Genomic DNA, 19,677 nt, shown 5'->3' with positions numbered 1-19,677 from the left:
TATGGATTTGAGCGGATAAAATCAACTGAAAATTTAAAAAATTTAAATTATGATAGAGAATGTGTCGTTTAGATGACGAAAAAGCCACTATATAAAAGAATTTCAAATTTTTTGTGAACTTGCTTTATATGTTTAAGGTCTATGCTATTATAGTGAGTAATTTAACATACATTTACTATCCCCCTTCACTCTTCTTGGACAGGAATGGAAGGGTACAAGCAATTAAGAATATAAGCTTTGGAAAGTGATAGCGATGTTTAGCAATGAGGAAGAGGTGGATTAAAAATGAAGGAAAACAATCAGGGAATCATCGAGGAATATGAAATCACGCCACATACACTAATGGTTGCGCCAATTAATTACGGCAGTAAAATATATGCCCGTATCATTGAAATGGAGGACGAGTTCATCTCCCCGTTTAAACCTATGGAAATAATAAAGAAAAGCTGCGAGTTCTTCGGATCAAGTTATGAAGGACGCAAGCAAGGCACGAAACAGCTCATAAACATCACACATAAAGCACCGATCGCGATTGATCCGACCAGTTCGATATTCTTCTTTCCAACTACATCTCCGTTACGTCCTCAATGCATCTGGTTATCACATGAACATGTGGTATCCTATGAGCGCCTGGATTCCAAACATACAACCATCACATTCAGGAATAGACAAACCATCGATATAGCAGTGTCATGCAGCTCTTTCGAAAACCAGCTGCACCGGACCTCTTTTTTAAAAACGAAATTGATCCAGAGGATTGAGGAAACAAAGAGGAAATCCTTTTATCTGTTCACTGATGCTAATGGAGTCAAGGCTTCAGAGGTAATCTCAAAGTATATACCGCGATAAGAGAGGGTTCAGGGGAAAAATCAGAGAAGAATGCAAACGGGAATAATCAAATTTAAAGCAAGCCCTTCTTATTAAAGAAGGGCCCTGGAATCAATCTTCGAATAATTCATCCATTAAATCGTCAATTTCTTTTCTTAATTTTTCAGTTCCTTCTTTGGAAATGGTGATGGTATCACCATCGATAATCAGCATATCTCCTACTTTTGCTCCCTTGGGAAGAGCGCTTTTAGGGAAATCCTTCATGTCACCACCATCGATTTCAACGACAGCGATCTTTCCTTCGAAGCGATCAATAATTCCTTGTACCAATTATTTCACCGTCTTTACAGTAATTTTCTGACCTGTAGAAGTAAAAATAATGTTACCTGATTTATCTGTGCGATAAGTTTTGGCTTTCACTGAATTCAACCGTTTTATAACAGTGGAAGTAGGGTGCCCATAGCCATTTTTCCCTACACTGATTACAGCATATTTCGGTTTTGTTTTGTTAATGAAAGCTGAACTTGTCGATGTTTTTGCACCATGATGGCCTACTTTAAGTACATCCACACTTGGTACCAGTTTTTTAGCCAGCATATCCTTCTCTGCTTTTTCTTCGGCATCACCTGTAAACAAGAATGTTTTTTTGCCGTGTTTAAGCAACAGGACAGCACTCCAATTATTTAAGTCAGACTTAGCATAGTCCTTAACAGGTGCAATGAATTTAAGGGAATTATCCTTTGCTTTAGTGTTGATTTCCACGCCCGTCTTCGCTTTTTTTATTGTAAGCTTCTTCTTCTTGACAGCCGTTAAAAAGTCTTTGTATGCCTGGGTAGTATGTGAAACTTTAGGGGCATACACAGATTTTACATTAAGCGATTTAATCACATGAGCAAGACCGCCAACATGATCCGCATCTGGGTGAGTGGAAACTAATGCAGTAAGTGTTTTTACCTTTTGTTTTTTTAGGTAGGCAACAACCTCGTCGCCCTTTCCTTTACCGCCGCCATCGATTAAAACGTTTTCATTACCGGTTTGTATCAGGATTGAATCTCCTTGTCCAACGTTGATGAAATGTACCTTTACATTTGAGGCTGCCTCAGTTGTTTTAAGTCCAGTGAATAAAGACAAAACAAGAACAGCCACCAGTAGAATATTTATTTTCTTCATTTTTCCCCTCCAGTTAATAATTTACCATGTGTAACCGGAAAAATGGGAATATTGACACGGTTTTAATTTGTGGTAAAAAAAGGAAGGTGTTGTTTGGATTTATGGTTAGGGAAAATGCCCCTGGGTATTTATGATTAATCTCTTGAATGAAAATGTAATGCCATTATTTTAAAGAATCAATCAATAAAAAATCTATTTCTCTCAGAAAAGAGTGTGAAGTTGGCATATATTCAAGGAGCAGGCTGTGTAGAAAGTTAGGATTACCAACAAAATATTTTGTTAAAGAGGATTGTTTCTGTTTTTTAGGATTGTACAATTTAAACGTTGATTACCCTCGAGGCACTCGCTTTCCGCGGGCGGTCCGTGAGCCTTCTCGGCGCGTTTGCACCCTTCGTTCCAAGCAACTTTGGTTTAAAATTTAGATAGGAACCCTTTTGGCTACAAATTAAACCATGCAAATAAAATATTGAATGGTTATCATAAGAAATTAGGGATGAGTATAAGTTTCCTTAATGATTGACTCCATAATACATAATATAATAGACACCGATAATGTATCTTTTGTTCAGTATTTCACAAATGATTTTGTTTTTCTGGAAATTCTTTTTGCTTTATACATTTAATATAAAGAGGTTGTTACTAGTAGATAATACTAGGTATGTATATGCAATTAACATCTTTCCTAATAACGTTGTACTGACACTAAAATGATAGTTTAGACGTATAGTTATAATAGATGAATGGAAATTAAATGTCGCTTAATAATGAACAAACGGGCCAGACCTTTTAATCGTTAAGGACAATTTCGTCGAAACTGTTGCCTTAATCAGTGAGCAGTAATTGTGCAAACGGCTTGTGTAACAAGAAGTGGAGAAGGGGCTATTGGCAGTCCTCGGTTCCTTTAATAGGGAAGAGGGTAATATACCAGAAGGATGCAGCGTCGATATTCTGCCGTTTAATCACCAGGAACAAAGGCGATGCTATGCATACAGCAAACTTTTAATGAAGGATGCCATTACGAGGGAACTTGAAGTAACGCAGTTAAATGTAAAAGGTATTTTTGGAAGAAGATATTAACTATCTGAAATCCATGGCAGACATTTCATCCGACATGCGAGAGCTTGATCCAACAAAGGATAACATGGGCTTTTTAAGCGTCCCATCGTCCTAAAGGAATTTCCATTCTTTCGATGCAGGGAATGGTTGACGGCAATCAATCAGGGCAAATCATGAATACGTGTTACATTCTGCGGCGGATCATGATATTGGTTACTTTTACATCGATTTGTCGAAGCTGACTGTTTTCCTATCCTTTTCTTCAATATGATGAGTCGATCATAACGGGTGCCACTCCAACCTTTGTCATGGAGCATGTAATTAACTTTCATTTAAAGAGACTTAAAACTTAAATGTTAAAAGGATATTCAGTATGCACTTGATTACATAGGTTATGCCTTGGTTTGAACTAGCCAATTAAATTATGATGTTATGGAATATTCAAACAGGGGGAATGGAGGTAAGTGAGTCTAATCGATCTTGATCATGAAAGACTCCCTTACCTTTATGCCAGGAAAGATGCGATGCTTTTTTATGGTCAACCTTTTTACATCCAAGGGAATTTGTATCCTTCCGGAAGGCTCCCTTTTAACCCGTTAATCCCTTGAGGGTTTTTTTTCGAAAAAGTAATAACATAACAAGTCTTCGGTTTTGTTGCGAAGGCGGGGATTGAAATAATTATGATGTTCCTCGTATCCTTTATATAAAAAACAATACATCGTGAAGGATTCATCGCGTTTGATTTCACTAACTTTAATATTCTCTTTGCGCAAATAGCGCCGTACTTCGGCAAGTTCGTCTTGAACCACTTTTAAAATATGTTCCACCAGCTCCGAATAGGGCCTTTTTAATTTAAACGGACTAATTTCGATGACCTTGAGATCCCGGTTTAAGACTGTAATAACCATAGGGAGGTAGATGGCTTTTTCAATCATATTTCGGTCACCTTCTGGAATGCGGGTCATCATGACCGCCCCTTTCTAAATAGCGCGTTTTTAATACTAATATGTATATCCCGCAAAAATAAGAACGTTTGTTCCGTTTTTATCCTAATGTATTTTCAGTGGTTATGCAAGCAGTTTTGATAAATCTAGAAATATTCGTTAACAAGATTATGTTTTCCGGAGATAGGGAAAGTATGAAGATATATGGATAATAATTCTTGCAATTTCGGGGGAAAGTGATATATCTAAAATAAACGGTTTTTAATAAGTTTATGCTGCTTTGATGGCAGCATGTCGAGGGAGATAATTATGGATTTGGATACTATACGTGAGTGGTTTACACTTGATCATATATCGGCACTTATTCAGCAATATCGCTCATTCGGTCCAATTCCCGGAATCTTACTGCCGATGCTGGAAGCTTTTTTGCCTTTTTTGCCCTTAGTGGTGTTCGTGCTTGCCAATGCAACGGCATTTGGTCTCTGGTGGGGGTTTTTATTTTCTTGGATTGGTGCGGTAGCGGGGTCCTTTTTGATCTTTTGGATTATTAGAAGATATGGTCAAATGAGGTTTTTTCGATTTTTGCAAAGACATAAACAGGTGCAGAGGTTGATGGTATGGGTTGAGAGCCATGGATTCGGTCCTTTGTTCATATTGCTCTGCTTCCCTTTTACACCTTCGGCTATCGTTAATATCGTGGCAGGACTTTCAAAAGTCAGTACCCTGCAATATGGACTTGCAGTAGTTGGAGGGAAGGCGGTGATGATTTTTACGATCAGCTTCGTAGGTTATGATTTAGTATCATTGATTCATAAACCTGTGCGAACGATCATTATCGGAATCGTCATCTTTATCCTATGGTATGTTGGGAAAAGGCTGGAAGTCCGGTTAAATAAAAGCATGAAGAGAGAAGAAGGGCAATAAATTAATATATAAATGCAGTAGGGGTTGAACTAGATGGAAAAAACAAACAAGAATTCTTTATCCGATTGGATAAAACCAGCGATGATAGCTTTTGTTATTTACATCTTAATCCGTACATTTCTCTTTTCAAGCTATGATGTTGAAGGAAAGTCGATGCAGCCGACCCTTGAAGATGGAAATAAACTTGTCGTGAATAAAATCAATTACCAGATTCATGATATCAACCGTTTTGACATTATTGTTTTTCATGCAAATTCACAAGAAGATTATGTTAAGCGGGTTATAGGGGTTGCAGGTGACCGTATTCGTTATAAAGATGATTGGCTTTACGTAAATGGTAAGAAAGTGGATGAGCCTTATCTTGAGAAATTCAAGGAAGGTTTCCCAGGACAGGATTTTACAGGTGATTTTACATTAAAAGAATTGACGGATATGACCAAAGTTCCGGAGGGCAAGCTTTTTGTCATGGGTGATAATCGTCTTGAAAGTGCTGACAGCCGCCACTTTGGTTATATACCGGTAGAAAATGTTGTCGGTAAAGTGGATGTTCGATATTGGCCGGTCAATGATTTCAATTTTAAGTTTACAGGTGAGTGATTGTGGAAGCCCGAGTAAGATGCGGGCTTTTTCTTTTGGGGGAAACGCGAACGTACGATTGGTGTTTTTTTAAGGGAGACGGTAAAATAATAGAAAGTAAATCTAATTGGAAACAGAAACCTAGTCATAAAGACGAAAGTATTTCTGGTATGATGGATCTAGATATTATGTTGTAAGGGGGAAAAGAGATGTCACTCCGTTTTTTACTGGGAAGATCGGGTACAGGGAAAACTTCGAATATATTGGACGAAATCCGCTCTAAATTGGCAGAAGATCCCGAAGGAAATCCAATTATCTACCTCGTTCCTGATCAGATGACGTTTCTATCTGAATATAAATTAATTAAAACACCAGGCCTTGCCGGAATGATCCGGACACAGGTTTTCAGTTTTAGCAGGCTTGCTTGGCGCGTTCTTCAGGAAACCGGGGGGATGAGCCGGCTGCATCTGGACAGTGTTGGCGTTAATATGCTGATACGGAAGATCATGGATGATAAAAAGGAAGATTTAAAGATGTTCAGTCGATCTGCTGATAAGCAGGGGTTCATTGCACAGATGGAGCTGATGCTGGCTGAGTTCAAGCAGTATTGCATCCAACCTGATGACATTCAAAACTATTTGGCTGAAACCTCACAGGCCGGCAGCGGCATTCAGGATAAACTGCATGATCTTGAATTGGTCTATCAGGCTTTTGAGGATGAAATGGTCAATAAATATTTAGACTCCGAAGATTATTTCACTTTGCTGATCGAAAAAATGTCAGAGTCTTCATATATAAGGAATGCGGATATATATATCGATGGTTTTTATAGCTTGACTCCACAGGAATTATTGATTGTTGAAGAAATGATGAAGCTGTGCAGGAGTGTAACGGTCTCGCTGACGTTAGATCAGCCCTACAGGCAATATGCTCCGGATGATTTGCAATTGTTCAGGCAAACGGGAAACCTTTATCATCACCTATATCAGGCTGGTTTGAGGAATGGCATACCGATTTCAGAAGATCGAATCTTAAAAAGATCGGAAAGGTTTGGAAAGAGTCCGGGGCTGAATCATCTGGAAACTTATTTTTCCATTCGTCCTGCACGAACGTTTGAGCAGCAGTCACCTGATGTAACGATCGCCCAGGCAGTTAACCGCAGAGCTGAGATTGAAGGAGTTGCCCGGGATATCTTGTCGCTGGTCAGACAGAAACAGCACCGTTTCCGTGATATTGCGATTTTAGTCCGTAACGGGGAAGCATACGCAGATATTTTACAAACCGTTTTTCGGGATTATCAAATTCCCTTGTTCGTCGATTCCAAACGGACGATGCTGAATCATCCTCTGATTGAACTGATTCGTTCGACTTTGGAGATCATCAATGGCTATTGGCGTTATGAACCGGTATTTCGTGCAATCAAGACGGAGCTTCTATTTCCGTTGCAAAAAAACCACGACCGGATGCGTGAACAGGTAGATAAGCTGGAAAACTATGTGCTGGCCCGCGGCATTAAAGGAAGCGGGTGGACGTCCAAAGATCGTTGGACCTACCGGCGCTTCCGCGGTCTGGAACTCGAGGACCGGAACCAAACGGATAAGGAAATGATGCTTGAGCAAGAGCTGAATGAAATGAAGCAATTATTTACCGAGCCCATCTTGAGGCTCTCAAAACGGGCTAAAAAGGCTGCTAATGGCAGGGAATTGTGTGAAGCCCTTTATCTATATCTTGAAGAATTGCATATACCGGAAAAATTGGAAAAGCTGAAACTGGAGGCAGGAGAAGCAGGTGATTTGGTATCGGCAAGAGAGCATGAGCAAACATGGAATGCGGTTGTCGACCTATTGGACCAATTCGTTGAACTGCTGAGCGGGGAAGAGCTTTCCATGAAACAGTTTGCGGTAATCATTGAAGCTGGTTTGGAGTCTCTTGAATTTTCTTTGGTACCGCCGGCAATTGACCAAGTATTAGTCGCTAATCTAGATTTATCCCGCCTGGATGATGTGAAGACAGCTTTTGTTATCGGATTGAACGAAGGGGTTCTGCCGGGAAAAGCAGTATCTGACGGGATATTTTCAGATAGTGATCGTGATGTGCTGCTGGCTGGTGGACTTGATGTTGCCCCAAGTTCGAAAGTGCGCCTGCTGGATGAGGAGTTCACAGCGTACAAAGCATTCACTACGCCTACCGAGGCCCTTTATTTATCATATCCGCTTGCCGATGAGGAAGGGAAGGCGCTTTTGCCTTCATCCTATTTGAAACGGGTAAGGGACGTATTGCCTAATGTTTCCGATGTGTATTATATGAACGATCCGTCCGATCTGTCTGCAGAGGAACAGGTGAAATATGCAGCGAATCATGATGTTGCCCTTTCGTACCTGGCTGCTCAATTGCAGCTGAAGAAAAGGAACTATCCAATCCATTCACTATGGTGGGATGTATATAATGCCATTATTGATGATGAAATGGCCGGTCCTTCAGCAACTAAGGTTTTATCGAGCCTTTTTTATCAAAATAGGACAAAGAAATTAACTGAGGAAACAAGTAAGCAATTATACGGTGAGAGCATTCTTACGAGTGTATCCAGGATGGAAATGTTCAATAGCTGCCCGTTTTCCCATTATGCGGCTCATGGCTTGAAATTGAGGGAAAGGCAGATTTTCCGTTTGGATGCCCCGGATATAGGCGAGATGTTCCATGGAGCGTTGAAAATGATTTCCGATTACTTGAAGGAACATGATATTCCTTGGTCTACATTGACCCCGGAACAATGCTTGGAGCTGGCCAGAATTGCTGTGGAGAGACTTGCTCCTAAACTCCAAAATCAGATTTTGTTAAGTACGAACCGCCATCACTATTTACGCAGGAAACTCGAACACGTGATTGGACGTGCCTCGATCGTATTAAGTGAACATGCAAAGGCGAGCGGTTTTGCTCCGATCGGATTAGAACTTGGATTCGGAAAAAATGGCGAGCTGCCGCCACTTTCTTTCACTTTGAAAAACGGTACGAAGATGGAATTGATCGGGCGGATCGACCGCGTGGATAAAGCGGAAGAAGATGAGGGTGTCTATTTGCGTGTGCTCGATTATAAGTCGAGTGAAAAGGAACTGAACATGAGTGAAGTATATTATGGACTAGCGCTGCAAATGTTGACATACCTAGATATCGTCGTCACCCATTCCAAGTCGCTGATTGGAAAAGAAGCGATTCCAGCCGGAGTTTTGTATTTTCATGTGCATAATCCCGTTGTCAAATCAAAGGGAATGCTCAGTTTGGATAAAATTGAAGAAGAAATTTATAAAAGCTTTAAAATGAATGGACTTGTACTGGACCATTCAAATGTCATTCAGTTGATGGATACCTCGCTTGATATTGAAAATTCGGGTAAGTCGGATATCATTCCAGCTGGATTTAAAAAGGACGGATCGCTCCTGGCGGCTTCCAAAGTTGCCAGCAGGGAGGAGTTTTCGCTTCTGAATCATCATGTGCGCCGTATTTATCAGGAGGCTGGAGATCGAATGGTCGATGGTGATGTGGATATTACTCCATACAAATTAAAGGAAAAAACGCCGTGTACCTTCTGTTCCTTTAAATCTGTATGCCAATTCGACCAGTCACTGGAGGAGAACCAATTCAGGAATTTGGCACAGAAGAAACAAAATGACGTTCTTGAGCTATTAAGGGGAGAGGGGGAGAGCGATGAGTAAAACGAAAATTCCTGCTCTGCCGGGAGACGTGACTTGGACGGAAGATCAATGGAAGGCAATATGGGCTAAAGATCAGGACATCCTGGTTGCGGCCGCTGCGGGTTCAGGGAAAACAGCGGTACTGGTCAATCGGATCATTCAAAAAGTCATTTCAGAAGAAGATCCAATCGATGTTGATGAACTGCTCGTGGTTACATTCACCAATGCCTCGGCTGCCGAAATGCGCCATCGGGTAAGTGAGGCATTAGAAAAAGCGATCGATGATAATCCGCATTCACAGCATTTACGTAAGCAGTTGAGCTTGATTAATCGTGCTTCGATTTCCACACTCCATTCGTTTTGTCTAGAGGTGATCAGGAAGTATTATTATCTTACGGATATCGACCCAGGCTTCCGGATTGCAGATTCAACGGAGATCCAGCTGCTCCGTGATGAAGTGATGGAAGAGCTTTTCGAGGAGCAGTATGGCCAAAGTGATAACGAACAGTTCTTTAATTTGGTCGATGCTTTCACAAGCGATCGAAATGATGATGCACTTCAGAATATCGTTCGGTCGCTGCATGATTTTTCGCAATCGAATCCAAACCCGGACCGATGGCTCGATGGTGCCGCCAGCATGTATGAGCTGGCAGATGATGATGGGATTGATGATCTTTCGTTTATCGATTCATTGAAGTTCGATATTGGTTTACAATTGGACACGGCCAGGGATTTATTGGAACGCTCGCTTGCGTTGACAAAAATCCCTGGGGGGCCGGCTCCAAGGGCTGAGAACTATCTAGCCGATCTTGCAATGGTTACTAAACTTTCGGAAGTGAAGGACCAATCCTGGAATGCACTTTATGAGGAAATCCAAAACGTGAAATTCGGGACGGCAAAACGCCTTACCGGTGCAGATTTTATCAAGGAAGTGGCTGATGAGGCTACCAAGTACCGGGATAAGGCCAAGAAGATCATCAAATCGTTACAGGAAGAGTTATTTTCCCGGAAACCGGAAAGCTACCTACGGGATATAAGGGAGCTTAAGGGTTATGTCGATACACTTGTAATGCTTGTTAAACGGTTTGACGAAAGATTCTTTGCTGCAAAAGCAGAAAAGAATTTGGTGGATTTCGCCGATTTGGAACATTATTGTCTTCAAATTTTGACAGGGGAAACGGTGGATGGTGAACGAAAACCTTCAGCGGCAGCCATCGAATACAGGAACCAGTTCAAAGAGGTACTAGTGGATGAATACCAGGACACGAACCTGGTTCAGGAATCGATCTTAAAATTGGTGACGGCTGACGGAGAATATGATGGGAATCTTTTCATGGTAGGCGATGTCAAGCAGTCCATTTACCGGTTCAGGCTTGCAGAACCGAATCTCTTCCTTGGAAAATACACACGATTTACCCATGACGGTGTTGATTCCGGACTGAAAATTGATTTAAACCGCAATTTCCGGAGCCGAAAGGAAGTTCTTGATGGGACCAATTTCTTGTTTCAACAGTTGATGGGCATTACAGTCGGTGAGATTGATTATGATGAAGATGCCCAATTGAAAAAAGGTGCCCCATATCCCGAAGACGATCCATACCCGATCGAACTCCATTTAATTGATGGAGCAGCCGATCCTGAAGCTCATTCGGAGATGGAAGGATATGATGGCGGATTTGAGGCCGAGGAGCTTGAAAAAGCGCAGCTCGAAGCAAGGCAGATGGCCAAGCTCATTAAAAAGGCTATAAGCGAAAAGCATCGGATATATGATACGAAAACCAAAAGGTACCGATCTGCCACCTATCGGGACATGGTCATTCTTCTTCGTTCAATGCCATGGGCACCGCAAATCATGGAGGAATTTAAAAAGCAGGGAATTCCAGTATATGCCAATTTATCCACGGGGTATTTTGAAGCGACCGAAGTGGCCATCATGATTTCCTTATTGAAGGTGATTGATAATCCGCAACAGGATATCCCATTGGCTTCCGTTCTCCGTTCACCTATCGTCGGGTTGGATGAAGAAGAGATGTCAAAGGTGCGTTTATTCCATACAGGAAGCTATTACGAAGCACTAGCTGATTTTTACAGAAAGAGTGACCCTGAAGAACATCCGGGGCTTTATGAAAAAGCCTCTGCTTTTTATAAAAAACTAGTGAAGTGGCGGAAGCTTGCCAGGCAGGAGGCATTATCAGATCTAATCTGGCTCCTATACCGCGAAACGCAGTTTTATGATTTTGCAGGTGGGATGCCGGGCGGCAAACAGCGTCAGGCCAATTTACGAGCGCTGTATGACAGGGCAAGGCAATATGAAGCAAGTTCTTTCCGCGGTCTGTTCCGTTTCTTGCGGTTCATAGAAAGGATGCAAGAACGTGGAGATGATTTAGGGGCAGCTCGGGCTTTAGGGGAACAGGAAGATGTAGTCCGGCTGATGACAATTCACTCGTCAAAGGGGCTTGAGTTCCCGATCGTGTTCATTGCCGGTCTTTCCAAGCAATTCAATATGATGGATTTACGAAAGTCCTATTTACTGGATAAAGATTATGGCTTTGCGGCAAAGTACGTGAATTCCGAATTACGGATAACTTATCCATCCCTCCCTCAATTGGCTTTTAAGAAAAAAAAGCAGCTTGAATTAATTGCCGAGGAGATGCGTGTCCTCTACGTGGCGCTAACAAGGGCTAAGGAAAAGCTTTATTTGATTGCCAGTATCAATGATGCAGAAAAAACGCAGCAGAACTGGGAAAGTAATGCGGCACATGGAGATTGGCTATTGAAGGACTATGTACGGGCAGGTGCAAAAAGTTATCTTGATTGGATTGGTCCATCCCTTGTCCGACATCGGGATTCTCTTGGTGCTGCAGGTCTTGGCCTGGAAATGGAGTCGCATCCATCGAATTGGTCCATTTCCGTCATTCCAAGTGAAGAGCTTGCTGTTCTGGATGAGGAAGAGGCACTGGTTCAAGAGCAAATGCTTGAACATGTCCAGAAATCGGAGAAGGTCGGCATCGTTTCCGATTTTTATGATGATATCAAGGAACAGCTGGAATGGGAGTACCCCGAGCATGAGGCGACGGTGTATCGTTCCAAGCAATCCGTTTCTGAATTAAAACGTCAATATGAACTTAAGGACGAGCAAAGCTCCACAGAGCTGTTGCGTAAATTTAAGCGGCCTATCACGAAGCGGCCGACTTTCATGCAAGAAAAGTCACTGACTCCTGCTGAAAGGGGTACGATTACACATTTAGTCATGCAGCATATTGATCTATCTAAAGAGATTACCATTCAATCGATTCAGCAACTGATCATTGATCTGATTCAACGTGAGCTGTTGACGGAGGAACAGAAAGAAGCTGTGGATCCGGAGACGATCGTCGATTTCTTCGAGAGTGAAATCGGCCAAAGAATGCAGAGGGCCGAAAGCATTCGCCGTGAAGTGCCATTTACCATGTCGCTGCCTGCAAAGGAAGCTTACAGCGATTGGACAGCTGGAGATGAAGAAGTCCTTATCCAAGGGGTGATTGATTGTATCTTTGAGGATGAACAAGGTCTTGTGCTTCTCGACTATAAAACGGATACGATCACCGGCCGTTTTGCAAGCGGGTTCGAAGGGGCTAAAGGGATTCTTGCCGATCGATACCAGATGCAGCTTCAGCTTTATACGAGGGCTGTTGAGGGAATAATGAATAAGAAGGTAACCGGCCGTTACTTGTTTTTCTTTGACGGCTCGCATTTATTGGAAGTATAAGAGAGAAGAAGTGTCCCATTGATGTGGGACGCTTCTTTTCGGTTGAATAAACAGAATAGTTTGAAAAGATGTAAATGCTTACTATATACTAGTGGAGAAAAATACCTTTTTAAAGGAGTAGAGAAGAGTATGACGAGTGAGATCAAGAGCAAGGGATACTTTGGTGAGTTCGGTGGAAGCTTTATACCGGGTGAACTTCAGGAAGTTATGGATATTTTAGAAACGGAATTCCTGAAATATAAGGATGACCCGGCATTCATTGAGGAGTTCCAATATTATCTGAAAGAATATGTCGGACGCGAAAACCCGTTAACACTTGCAAAGAATTTAACGGAAAAGGTTGGCGGGGCAAAAATATACTTGAAGCGTGAAGATCTGAACCATACAGGTGCTCATAAAATTAATAATGCGATCGGACAAATCCTGCTCGCTAAACGAAGGGGTGCTAAACGCATCATCGCAGAAACAGGAGCAGGGCAGCATGGTGTGGCGACTGCGACAGCATGTGCGATGTTTGGCATGGAGTGTGTGATCTATATGGGTAAGCTGGATACGGAGAGGCAGGCATTGAATGTCTTTCGGATGGAATTGCTGGGGGCAAAAGTCGTAGCTGTCGAAAAGGGACAGGGTCGATTGAAGGATGCTGTTGATGAGGCATTGAATGACTTGGTGCAAAACTATGAAAATACTTTTTACTTGCTTGGTTCAGCAGTGGGGCCACACCCATATCCAACGATCGTTAAACATTTCCAATCAATCATAAGTGAAGAATCAAAACGCCAAATCCTTGAAAAGGAAGGAAAACTGCCAACTGCCATCATTGCTTGTGCAGGAGGGGGAAGTAATGCGATCGGTGCTTTTGCTCATTATCTCGATGAAGAAAATGTCCGTTTAATTGGTGTAGAACCGATTGAAGCCCCAAGTATTTCGCAAGGTGTCCCGGCAGTATTGCATGGATTCAAAAGTTTGACGTTAGTGGATGAACAAGGAGAACCAAAACCAACATTCTCTATAGCTGCAGGTTTGGATTACCCGAGCGTGGGGCCCGAGCATAGTTTTTTGAAAGAAAGCGGACGAGCGGAGTATGTGACGGTAAAAGGGGAAGAAGCTCTTGAGGCTTTTCAGGTATTATCCAAAACAGAGGGAATCATTCCGGCTCTCGAAAGCTCACATGCCCTAGCTCACGCCATGAAGCTCGCTAAAGAGTTAACAAGGGATGATATACTGATCGTTAATTTATCAGGCAGGGGAGACAAAGATGTCGAGCAAGTATTCAACATGTTAGAAAAATAGGCCGAAATTAAAAGCCTCCCTGGAGATGGGAGGCTTTTTCCTTTGACTAATTATTCCCTGTAATGGGCTGGTCGACCCCATTGACATCAAGGACATTGCTACCGTTCAGACCATTGGCCGTAAAAACGATTGCAGCCGTGTTCCCTGAGCCGGATCCGTTAACCGATTTGGAGGAAGACTTAGGGGAAATGACGGCGCAATCACCGAATAACAGGTTTCCTTGAGCGACATTAAATACTTGAACCGGGCCGATAATGGCGGGCATACGAACCCCTCCTTTAAAAGTTTAAGTGTTGTTGGTTGAATCCTCGATTGGCGTCTCTTCGTTTTCTTTAGGCACCACCCGAATATGCTTCACTCTTGATTCCATACGTGCATGGCCTACGTTCCCCACACCAACCACAGATGAGGCTGATACCCCGATTATATTGATATTGCCGACCCGTATGAAGGGATTCGGATTTGAAAAACTTGATATGACTGGTTCATTCAACCTTGGGATATAAAATGGTCTCTTAAAAATGTCATAGTCCTCGAAATGAATATCGACTGAGTCGAAAGTTTCACTTTTCATTTGAACGGCTAAAGCCAGGGAATTCCCGTCAATATATGAGGTATCCCCGATTTGCATGGAGGAGCTGAAAGATACCGTGTCGGAAAATATAGATTTTACTTTTGATATTCTTGAAAACATGTTTTTTTACCCTTCTGGAGTAAGCGGTACGAATGGCCCGATGATCAGAGATTCCGGCGGGGTATCGAATGCTGAGGATAGTTGGACCGTTTGTACATCCCCAATGAGAAATAAAGCAGAGCTTGCTACACCGGTAATTTTGATATCTCCTACACAAAGCTGATGATTGGTTACATTAAACTCCATTTGGATTTCCTCCTGTCTCGGCTTGTGAATGGGTAATGAATTGTAATAATGCAGTTTGAATATCGGATTTCACCTTTTCCCTGATCTTTTCCTTGATATTCTCCCTTTGCTGCGGAGCGCGTTCCGCGTAAGAAAGGTTATCGAAATACATATTGATGCGTTGATGGAGCTGGCGTTCGACATCTTGCTTAATGAAGTCATGATATGAGGGTTCCAATGATGTTTTCAGTTGGTTTTCAGCATCGGTGATCATATTTTCCAAGTCTGAAAGGATATCGTTGTGAATTTCCTGGACGACGATTTCCCTGCCTGGAAATAGGTTAGGGGCAGGCTGAACAGGTTGGTTGTTGACGGCAAATTCATCTATGTTGTTAAGGTCAGTTGGATTTAAACCGATATTCAATGTTCCATCCAAAGATTCGACTTTTAACTGATCGAATTTATATTCAATTTTATCAACATGGATTGGCGGTTTATTTTTCAGCTCGGCAAGTTCATCTGTCAGGCGTTTGAGTTCGTGTTCAAGTTTCATGATCCGTTTATCCTGGGCTTCAAGATAACGCTGCATTTGTATGGAATATGAATATAGATCCTGATTCACGATTCAACACCTCACCTTCACAATATGTTAATTTCATATATGACAGTATATGAAAAAGTTGGATGTAGGTGAATGCCTATGAACTAGGAGGATGTAAATGGGACGAAACTGGGTAATGGGGTTACATCAGCTTCAAGTTGGGGAGCAGGCTCTGTGAATCCACCGGTATTGGCTAATGTGGAATATGGTTTAATCACTCCGGCACTTCCTATTTGAAAAACGGATGAATTGGCGATGCTTTCAATTTTTATCATATTGATTTGTATGGTCTGGTGAATATTGAAGATCATGCTGACTCCTTTCTTAAAAACATTAGAGATTTAGGACAAGTGGCTGATCGACACCATCAGTATCATTTGTATTCGTGGTGCTATAGGCATTATAGAGGGATATGGATTCACCTGTATTGAAAGAGCCAGCACCTGCAAACGTTTTTGATGTGGAATATGGACTAATTTTAAAGACGTCACCAATATGGACAATTCCACTGCTACCGACGTTGATGACTTGAACGACTCCTACGATGGCCGGCAAGAAAATCACCCTTTTTTTATTCTGGTTTCCCCATGTATCTCAGGCCATGAGCCTATCACTGAAGGGAGTTTCACTGTATTGTATGTTGGCTCATGATTGATGTGATTCATCTGCCTATTAATATATTGTTATATAACAACAGCTGATATTATTGAAATGTTGGTAACAGATATGGTAATATAATGCTAATTCAGAATTTTCAAATAAAATTTGAGGTGAGGAAATGAATGTACCATTAGTATTATCGCATTTCTTAGATCGAGCAGCCTTACTATATGGAGATAAGAAAGCCATCATTGGAGATGACAAGGTTTTAACATACTTAGAGCTGAATGGCCGTGTAAACCAGCTTTCAAATGGTTTAAGGGATATCGGTGTCAAAAAGGGTGATAAGGTGGCATATTTGGCACCTAACTCAATTGAAATGCTTGAAGGCTTTTATGGAGTATTTCAACTTGGTGCTGTAATCGTTCCCTTGAATATCCGTTTAAAGCCTGCAGATTATGTTTTCATTTTGAACCATAGCGAGTCCAAGGTCCTTTTCGTAGATCAGGAATTGTATCATCTAATTTCCCCTGTCAAGGACGAACTTGAATCGGTGGAGCACATAATCGTTCATTATAAGGATGAGGAGATAAATGAAACCGATTACAGCCATTGGCTGGAACGTTATGATAACAAGTGCTTCAACCGGGAGTCAGTGGATGAAAATGATGTTTCGAGTCTCCTTTATACGAGCGGGACCACAGGAAATCCCAAAGGGGTAATGCTGACTCACCGCAACAACTATTTACATGCCCTGGGTGCGATGCATCATTTCAGGGTCAATGACCGCGATACATATTTGCACGTACTGCCGATGTTCCACGTGAATGGGTGGGGGGCGCCATTTTATTATACGGCAAATGGTGCCACTCAAGTTTGTTTGAGGAAAACCAGCCCAGAAATGATATTTAATGCACTGCAAAAGCATAAGGTTTCCATCATGCATATGGCACCGACGGTTCTGAATTCACTGTTCCAATATTATGAGCGGAATGTCTCGAATATCGAGCAGGATATCCGAATCGTCGTTGCAGGCTCCGCTCCGCCTCCTGCATTCGTTACAAGGGTGGAAAAAGAGTTAGGCTGGGAGTTCATTCAAATTTACGGAATGACAGAATCAACACCTGTCAGTCTGATATCGCTGATTCGTTCTGAATTCGATGATCTTCCGGAAAAAGAAAAATACAGAATGAAGGCGAAAGCCGGATATCCCATCATAGGCAGTGAGGTAAAGGTTATCCATGACGATGGTGAGGAAGTTGCCCATGATGGCGTGGATATCGGCGAGCTTATCGTCCGCAGCCATGGAGTGATGTTAGGTTATTGGAAAAATGAAGAAGCGACCAGCCAGACACTGATAAATGGATGGCTGCATACAGGGGATATGGCCACAATCGATGAAAACGGGAATGTGGATATAGTAGACCGCAAAAAGGATATAATCATTAGTGGCGGAGAAAATATCTCTTCAATAGAAGTGGAAGGAATACTCTACGAACATCCGGACATTCTTGAAGCGGCGGTCATTGCCGTTCCGCATGAAAAGTGGGGAGAGACACCGCATGCCTTCATCGTGCCAAAAATGGGCGTGGAATTAACGGTGGATGATATAAAGGCCTTCACACGGGAAAAATTAGCTCATTTTAAATCAGTTACCAGTGTGTCGTTCGTCGATGAGCTTCCAAAAACGGCATCGGGGAAAATACAAAAAATCCATCTCCGTAATGATTATTGGGAATCTAAGGGGAAAACAGGCAGATTCGTTAATTGAAGCTCGCTAACGCTGTTCAGAAATGAACAGCATTTTTTTGTTGCCGTTTAAATTCGGTTTCATATTAAGCTATGCAGATATCGATCCTGATGAAAGGAGGATCGAGGTGGACACTGATATGTAAGCCGCTAACTCAAGCCATTGTAGGATAAGGGAAGGTCAATCAGGAACACTGGAATTTGTTTTGAAAAAAAGCTTCTTGTTTAACGATAAAGTGTTACTATTATAAAATATTTCAAATTATTATAATTTTTCTTTTTTCATTATGTTGATTTTAAAAGTTTTGGATTGTGGGGGAGATCATTGAAACGTATTCATTATAGCTGGGTCATTTTAATCATAACATTCTTCTCGATTATTGTAGCCGGAATCGTTAGGTCATCATCGGGAGTATTCATCGTACCATTTGAAAATGAGTTCGGGTGGGACCGGTCCGTCATTTCTTTAGCCTTTGCCATAAGTCTTTTTCTTTATGGATTATCGGGTCCATTCATGGCCGCACTAATTGAAGTGCTTGGATTGAAGAAAATGATGGTATCGGCCATGTCCACTTTATTGGCCGGGATTCTCCTCACTTTTTTCATGCAGCATGAGTGGCAGCTCATTTTAATTTGGGGAATTATCATTGGATTGGGTTCTGGAGTGTTTTTAACGGTATTGAGCCCATATGTGGCAAATCGTTGGTTCGAGAAGAGACGGGGGCTGGCGGTCGGAATACTGACGGCAAGTACGGCCACGGGCCAGCTCATTTTACTTCCGGTTTTAGCCATCATCATTGAGAGTTATTCGTGGAGATGGGCGATTGGATTAATTTTGGTCCTTAGCTTGATCATGCTGGCAATCATCCTTTTATTCATGAAAAACAATCCGAAGGAAGTCGGGACTCTTCCATATGGATTGGAAGAGGAAAAGCAGGAGACTGTTACAGTCCAAAATAAGAATCCCATCGCCATGGCTTTTCAGTCGTTGATTGAAGCAGTGAGAGTGAAGGAATTCTGGTTATTGGCAGGTAGCTTTTTTATATGCGGACTTTCAACGAGCGGGTTGATCGGGACACATTTCATTTCTTACTGCATTAGTTTTGGTTTACCGGTTGTGACGGCAGCATCTCTGCTATCTTTCATGGGAATCTTTGATTTGATTGGTACGACTGTATCCGGATGGCTATCAGATCGTTTTGATAACCGTTGGCTGTTGTTTTGGTATTACGCTCTAAGGGGTGCTTCCCTCGTATTACTTCCTTTTGCATTAAATGAAGGTTCTATCGGTCTATTGATTATCTTTTCCGTTTTCTATGGCTTGGATTGGATAGCGACCGTTCCTCCGACCATAAGCATTTCAAGGCAAGTATTTGGCATGGAGAAAAGCGGGATCGTATACGGGTGGATATTCGCGGCCCATCAGGTGGGTGCAGCAGTGGCGGCGTACGGTGGAGGGCTTATCTTCAAAATATTCAACTCCTATACATGGGCATTCTTCCTTGCAGGAATCTTTTGCTTATTGGGCAGCTTGTTTGTCATACTGATAAAAAAGCACAAAGCGGTCACGAAAGTTAAAGGTGATGCAATGGAGATATAGAAAAGATGTTAAATCTGTATGAATGAAAGAGGGTGTACCT

General features: G+C 42.0%; 18 protein-coding genes. 9 read left to right on the top strand and 9 right to left on the bottom strand.

What is annotated here, in order from left to right; translation table 11 throughout:
* Positions 1–285: 285 nt before the first annotated feature.
* Entirely contained in the window at positions 286–849 is a 564-nt protein-coding gene (locus AC3WLU_RS13050) for a competence protein ComK (RefSeq protein WP_063577099.1), read from the top strand.
* A 90-nt stretch (positions 850–939) separates the two neighbouring features.
* Here AC3WLU_RS13050 and AC3WLU_RS13045 read toward each other — a convergent pair whose 3' ends face one another.
* Both AC3WLU_RS13045 and AC3WLU_RS13040 read right to left on the bottom strand, forming a co-directional pair.
* A complete protein-coding gene (locus AC3WLU_RS13045; protein ID WP_057275817.1) occupies positions 940–1,158 on the bottom strand; it encodes a DUF3006 domain-containing protein in 219 nt (72 codons plus the stop codon).
* Positions 1,159–1,998 carry a ComEC/Rec2 family competence protein gene (locus AC3WLU_RS13040; RefSeq protein WP_191929106.1) on the bottom strand — a complete coding sequence of 280 codons (840 nt, stop codon included), beginning with the start codon at positions 1,996–1,998 and terminating at the stop codon, positions 1,159–1,161.
* 882 nt (positions 1,999–2,880) lie between these two features.
* Here AC3WLU_RS13040 and AC3WLU_RS13035 point away from each other — a divergent pair.
* The gene (locus AC3WLU_RS13035; RefSeq protein WP_106026623.1) at positions 2,881–3,075 is read left to right on the top strand and encodes a hypothetical protein; all 195 of its coding nucleotides are present in this window, start codon (positions 2,881–2,883) and stop codon (positions 3,073–3,075) included.
* Between the two features lie 575 nt (positions 3,076–3,650).
* On the opposite strand, the gene AC3WLU_RS13030 is transcribed toward AC3WLU_RS13035, so the two are convergent.
* Positions 3,651–4,019 carry a YhjD family protein gene (locus AC3WLU_RS13030; protein WP_034314629.1) on the bottom strand — a complete coding sequence of 123 codons (369 nt, stop codon included), beginning with the start codon at positions 4,017–4,019 and terminating at the stop codon, positions 3,651–3,653.
* Positions 4,020–4,307: 288 nt separating this feature from the next.
* On the opposite strand from AC3WLU_RS13030, the gene AC3WLU_RS13025 reads away from it, so the two are divergent.
* From AC3WLU_RS13025 to trpB, 5 genes are all read left to right on the top strand, one after another.
* Positions 4,308–4,922 (top strand): TVP38/TMEM64 family protein, encoded by a 615-nt coding sequence (locus tag AC3WLU_RS13025; protein ID WP_034314626.1) that lies wholly within the window; start codon positions 4,308–4,310, stop codon positions 4,920–4,922.
* Between the two features lie 33 nt (positions 4,923–4,955).
* A complete protein-coding gene (lepB, locus tag AC3WLU_RS13020) occupies positions 4,956–5,519 on the top strand; it encodes a signal peptidase I (protein ID WP_053534099.1) in 564 nt (187 codons plus the stop codon).
* A 188-nt stretch (positions 5,520–5,707) separates the two neighbouring features.
* Entirely contained in the window at positions 5,708–9,208 is a 3,501-nt protein-coding gene (gene addB, locus AC3WLU_RS13015) for a helicase-exonuclease AddAB subunit AddB (protein ID WP_492597357.1), read from the top strand.
* Entirely contained in the window at positions 9,201–12,935 is a 3,735-nt protein-coding gene (gene addA / locus AC3WLU_RS13010; protein WP_492597356.1) for a helicase-exonuclease AddAB subunit AddA, read from the top strand. The genes addB and addA overlap by 8 nt, the downstream gene beginning before the upstream one ends.
* Positions 12,936–13,064: 129 nt before the next feature.
* A complete protein-coding gene (trpB, locus tag AC3WLU_RS13005) occupies positions 13,065–14,228 on the top strand; it encodes a tryptophan synthase subunit beta (RefSeq protein WP_413003807.1) in 1,164 nt (387 codons plus the stop codon).
* A 46-nt stretch (positions 14,229–14,274) separates the two neighbouring features.
* Here trpB and AC3WLU_RS13000 read toward each other — a convergent pair whose 3' ends face one another.
* The 6 genes from AC3WLU_RS13000 to AC3WLU_RS12975 all read right to left on the bottom strand — a co-directional run bounded on the left by AC3WLU_RS13000 (position 14,275) and on the right by AC3WLU_RS12975 (position 16,243).
* Positions 14,275–14,493 (bottom strand): spore germination protein, encoded by a 219-nt coding sequence (locus AC3WLU_RS13000; protein WP_063577094.1) that lies wholly within the window; start codon positions 14,491–14,493, stop codon positions 14,275–14,277.
* Between the two features lie 21 nt (positions 14,494–14,514).
* Positions 14,515–14,922 carry a spore germination protein GerPE gene (locus AC3WLU_RS12995; protein WP_063577093.1) on the bottom strand — a complete coding sequence of 136 codons (408 nt, stop codon included), beginning with the start codon at positions 14,920–14,922 and terminating at the stop codon, positions 14,515–14,517.
* Positions 14,923–14,928: 6 nt separating this feature from the next.
* Positions 14,929–15,108 carry a spore germination protein GerPD gene (locus AC3WLU_RS12990; RefSeq protein WP_063577092.1) on the bottom strand — a complete coding sequence of 60 codons (180 nt, stop codon included), beginning with the start codon at positions 15,106–15,108 and terminating at the stop codon, positions 14,929–14,931.
* Positions 15,098–15,709, bottom strand: coding sequence for a spore germination protein GerPC (gene gerPC, locus AC3WLU_RS12985; RefSeq protein ID WP_063577091.1), 612 nt, complete (start codon positions 15,707–15,709; stop codon positions 15,098–15,100). The genes AC3WLU_RS12990 and gerPC overlap by 11 nt, the downstream gene beginning before the upstream one ends.
* An 83-nt stretch (positions 15,710–15,792) precedes the next feature.
* Positions 15,793–15,999, bottom strand: coding sequence for a spore germination protein GerPB (locus AC3WLU_RS12980; RefSeq protein ID WP_063577090.1), 207 nt, complete (start codon positions 15,997–15,999; stop codon positions 15,793–15,795).
* Between the two features lie 22 nt (positions 16,000–16,021).
* The gene (locus tag AC3WLU_RS12975; protein ID WP_063577089.1) at positions 16,022–16,243 is read right to left on the bottom strand and encodes a spore germination protein; all 222 of its coding nucleotides are present in this window, start codon (positions 16,241–16,243) and stop codon (positions 16,022–16,024) included.
* A 223-nt stretch (positions 16,244–16,466) separates the two neighbouring features.
* On the opposite strand from AC3WLU_RS12975, the gene AC3WLU_RS12970 reads away from it, so the two are divergent.
* Both AC3WLU_RS12970 and AC3WLU_RS12965 read left to right on the top strand, forming a co-directional pair.
* Complete coding sequence (locus tag AC3WLU_RS12970) at positions 16,467–18,059, top strand: long-chain-fatty-acid--CoA ligase (RefSeq protein ID WP_413003811.1); 1,593 nt, start codon at positions 16,467–16,469, stop codon at positions 18,057–18,059.
* Positions 18,060–18,362: 303 nt separating this feature from the next.
* Positions 18,363–19,637, top strand: coding sequence for an MFS transporter (locus AC3WLU_RS12965; protein ID WP_411739655.1), 1,275 nt, complete (start codon positions 18,363–18,365; stop codon positions 19,635–19,637).
* The last annotated feature ends 40 nt before the right edge of the window (positions 19,638–19,677 follow it).

The sequence above is a fragment of the Peribacillus sp. FW305-BF15 genome, assembly GCF_058783805.1.
The sequence above is the reverse complement of the archived record's forward strand: the minus strand, read 5'-3'. Positions and strand labels throughout refer to the sequence as shown.

What these genes read in the sequence shown, in the direction of transcription:
- AC3WLU_RS12995 (WP_063577093.1), bottom strand. Translation starts at nt 14,922, where the DNA reads ATGTTTTCAAGAATATCAAAAGTAAAATCTATATTTTCCGACACGGTA.
- AC3WLU_RS13040 (WP_191929106.1), bottom strand. Translation starts at nt 1,998, where the DNA reads ATGAAGAAAATAAATATTCTACTGGTGGCTGTTCTTGTTTTGTCTTTA.
- AC3WLU_RS12990 (WP_063577092.1), bottom strand. Translation starts at nt 15,108, where the DNA reads ATGGAGTTTAATGTAACCAATCATCAGCTTTGTGTAGGAGATATCAAA.
- AC3WLU_RS12970 (WP_413003811.1), top strand. Translation starts at nt 16,467, where the DNA reads ATGAATGTACCATTAGTATTATCGCATTTCTTAGATCGAGCAGCCTTA.
- AC3WLU_RS13050 (WP_063577099.1), top strand. Translation starts at nt 286, where the DNA reads ATGAAGGAAAACAATCAGGGAATCATCGAGGAATATGAAATCACGCCA.
- AC3WLU_RS13030 (WP_034314629.1), bottom strand. Translation starts at nt 4,019, where the DNA reads ATGACCCGCATTCCAGAAGGTGACCGAAATATGATTGAAAAAGCCATC.
- AC3WLU_RS13025 (WP_034314626.1), top strand. Translation starts at nt 4,308, where the DNA reads ATGGATTTGGATACTATACGTGAGTGGTTTACACTTGATCATATATCG.
- addA (WP_492597356.1), top strand. Translation starts at nt 9,201, where the DNA reads ATGAGTAAAACGAAAATTCCTGCTCTGCCGGGAGACGTGACTTGGACG.
- addB (WP_492597357.1), top strand. Translation starts at nt 5,708, where the DNA reads ATGTCACTCCGTTTTTTACTGGGAAGATCGGGTACAGGGAAAACTTCG.
- lepB (WP_053534099.1), top strand. Translation starts at nt 4,956, where the DNA reads ATGGAAAAAACAAACAAGAATTCTTTATCCGATTGGATAAAACCAGCG.
- AC3WLU_RS12980 (WP_063577090.1), bottom strand. Translation starts at nt 15,999, where the DNA reads ATGATCTTCAATATTCACCAGACCATACAAATCAATATGATAAAAATT.
- AC3WLU_RS13000 (WP_063577094.1), bottom strand. Translation starts at nt 14,493, where the DNA reads ATGCCCGCCATTATCGGCCCGGTTCAAGTATTTAATGTCGCTCAAGGA.
- trpB (WP_413003807.1), top strand. Translation starts at nt 13,065, where the DNA reads ATGACGAGTGAGATCAAGAGCAAGGGATACTTTGGTGAGTTCGGTGGA.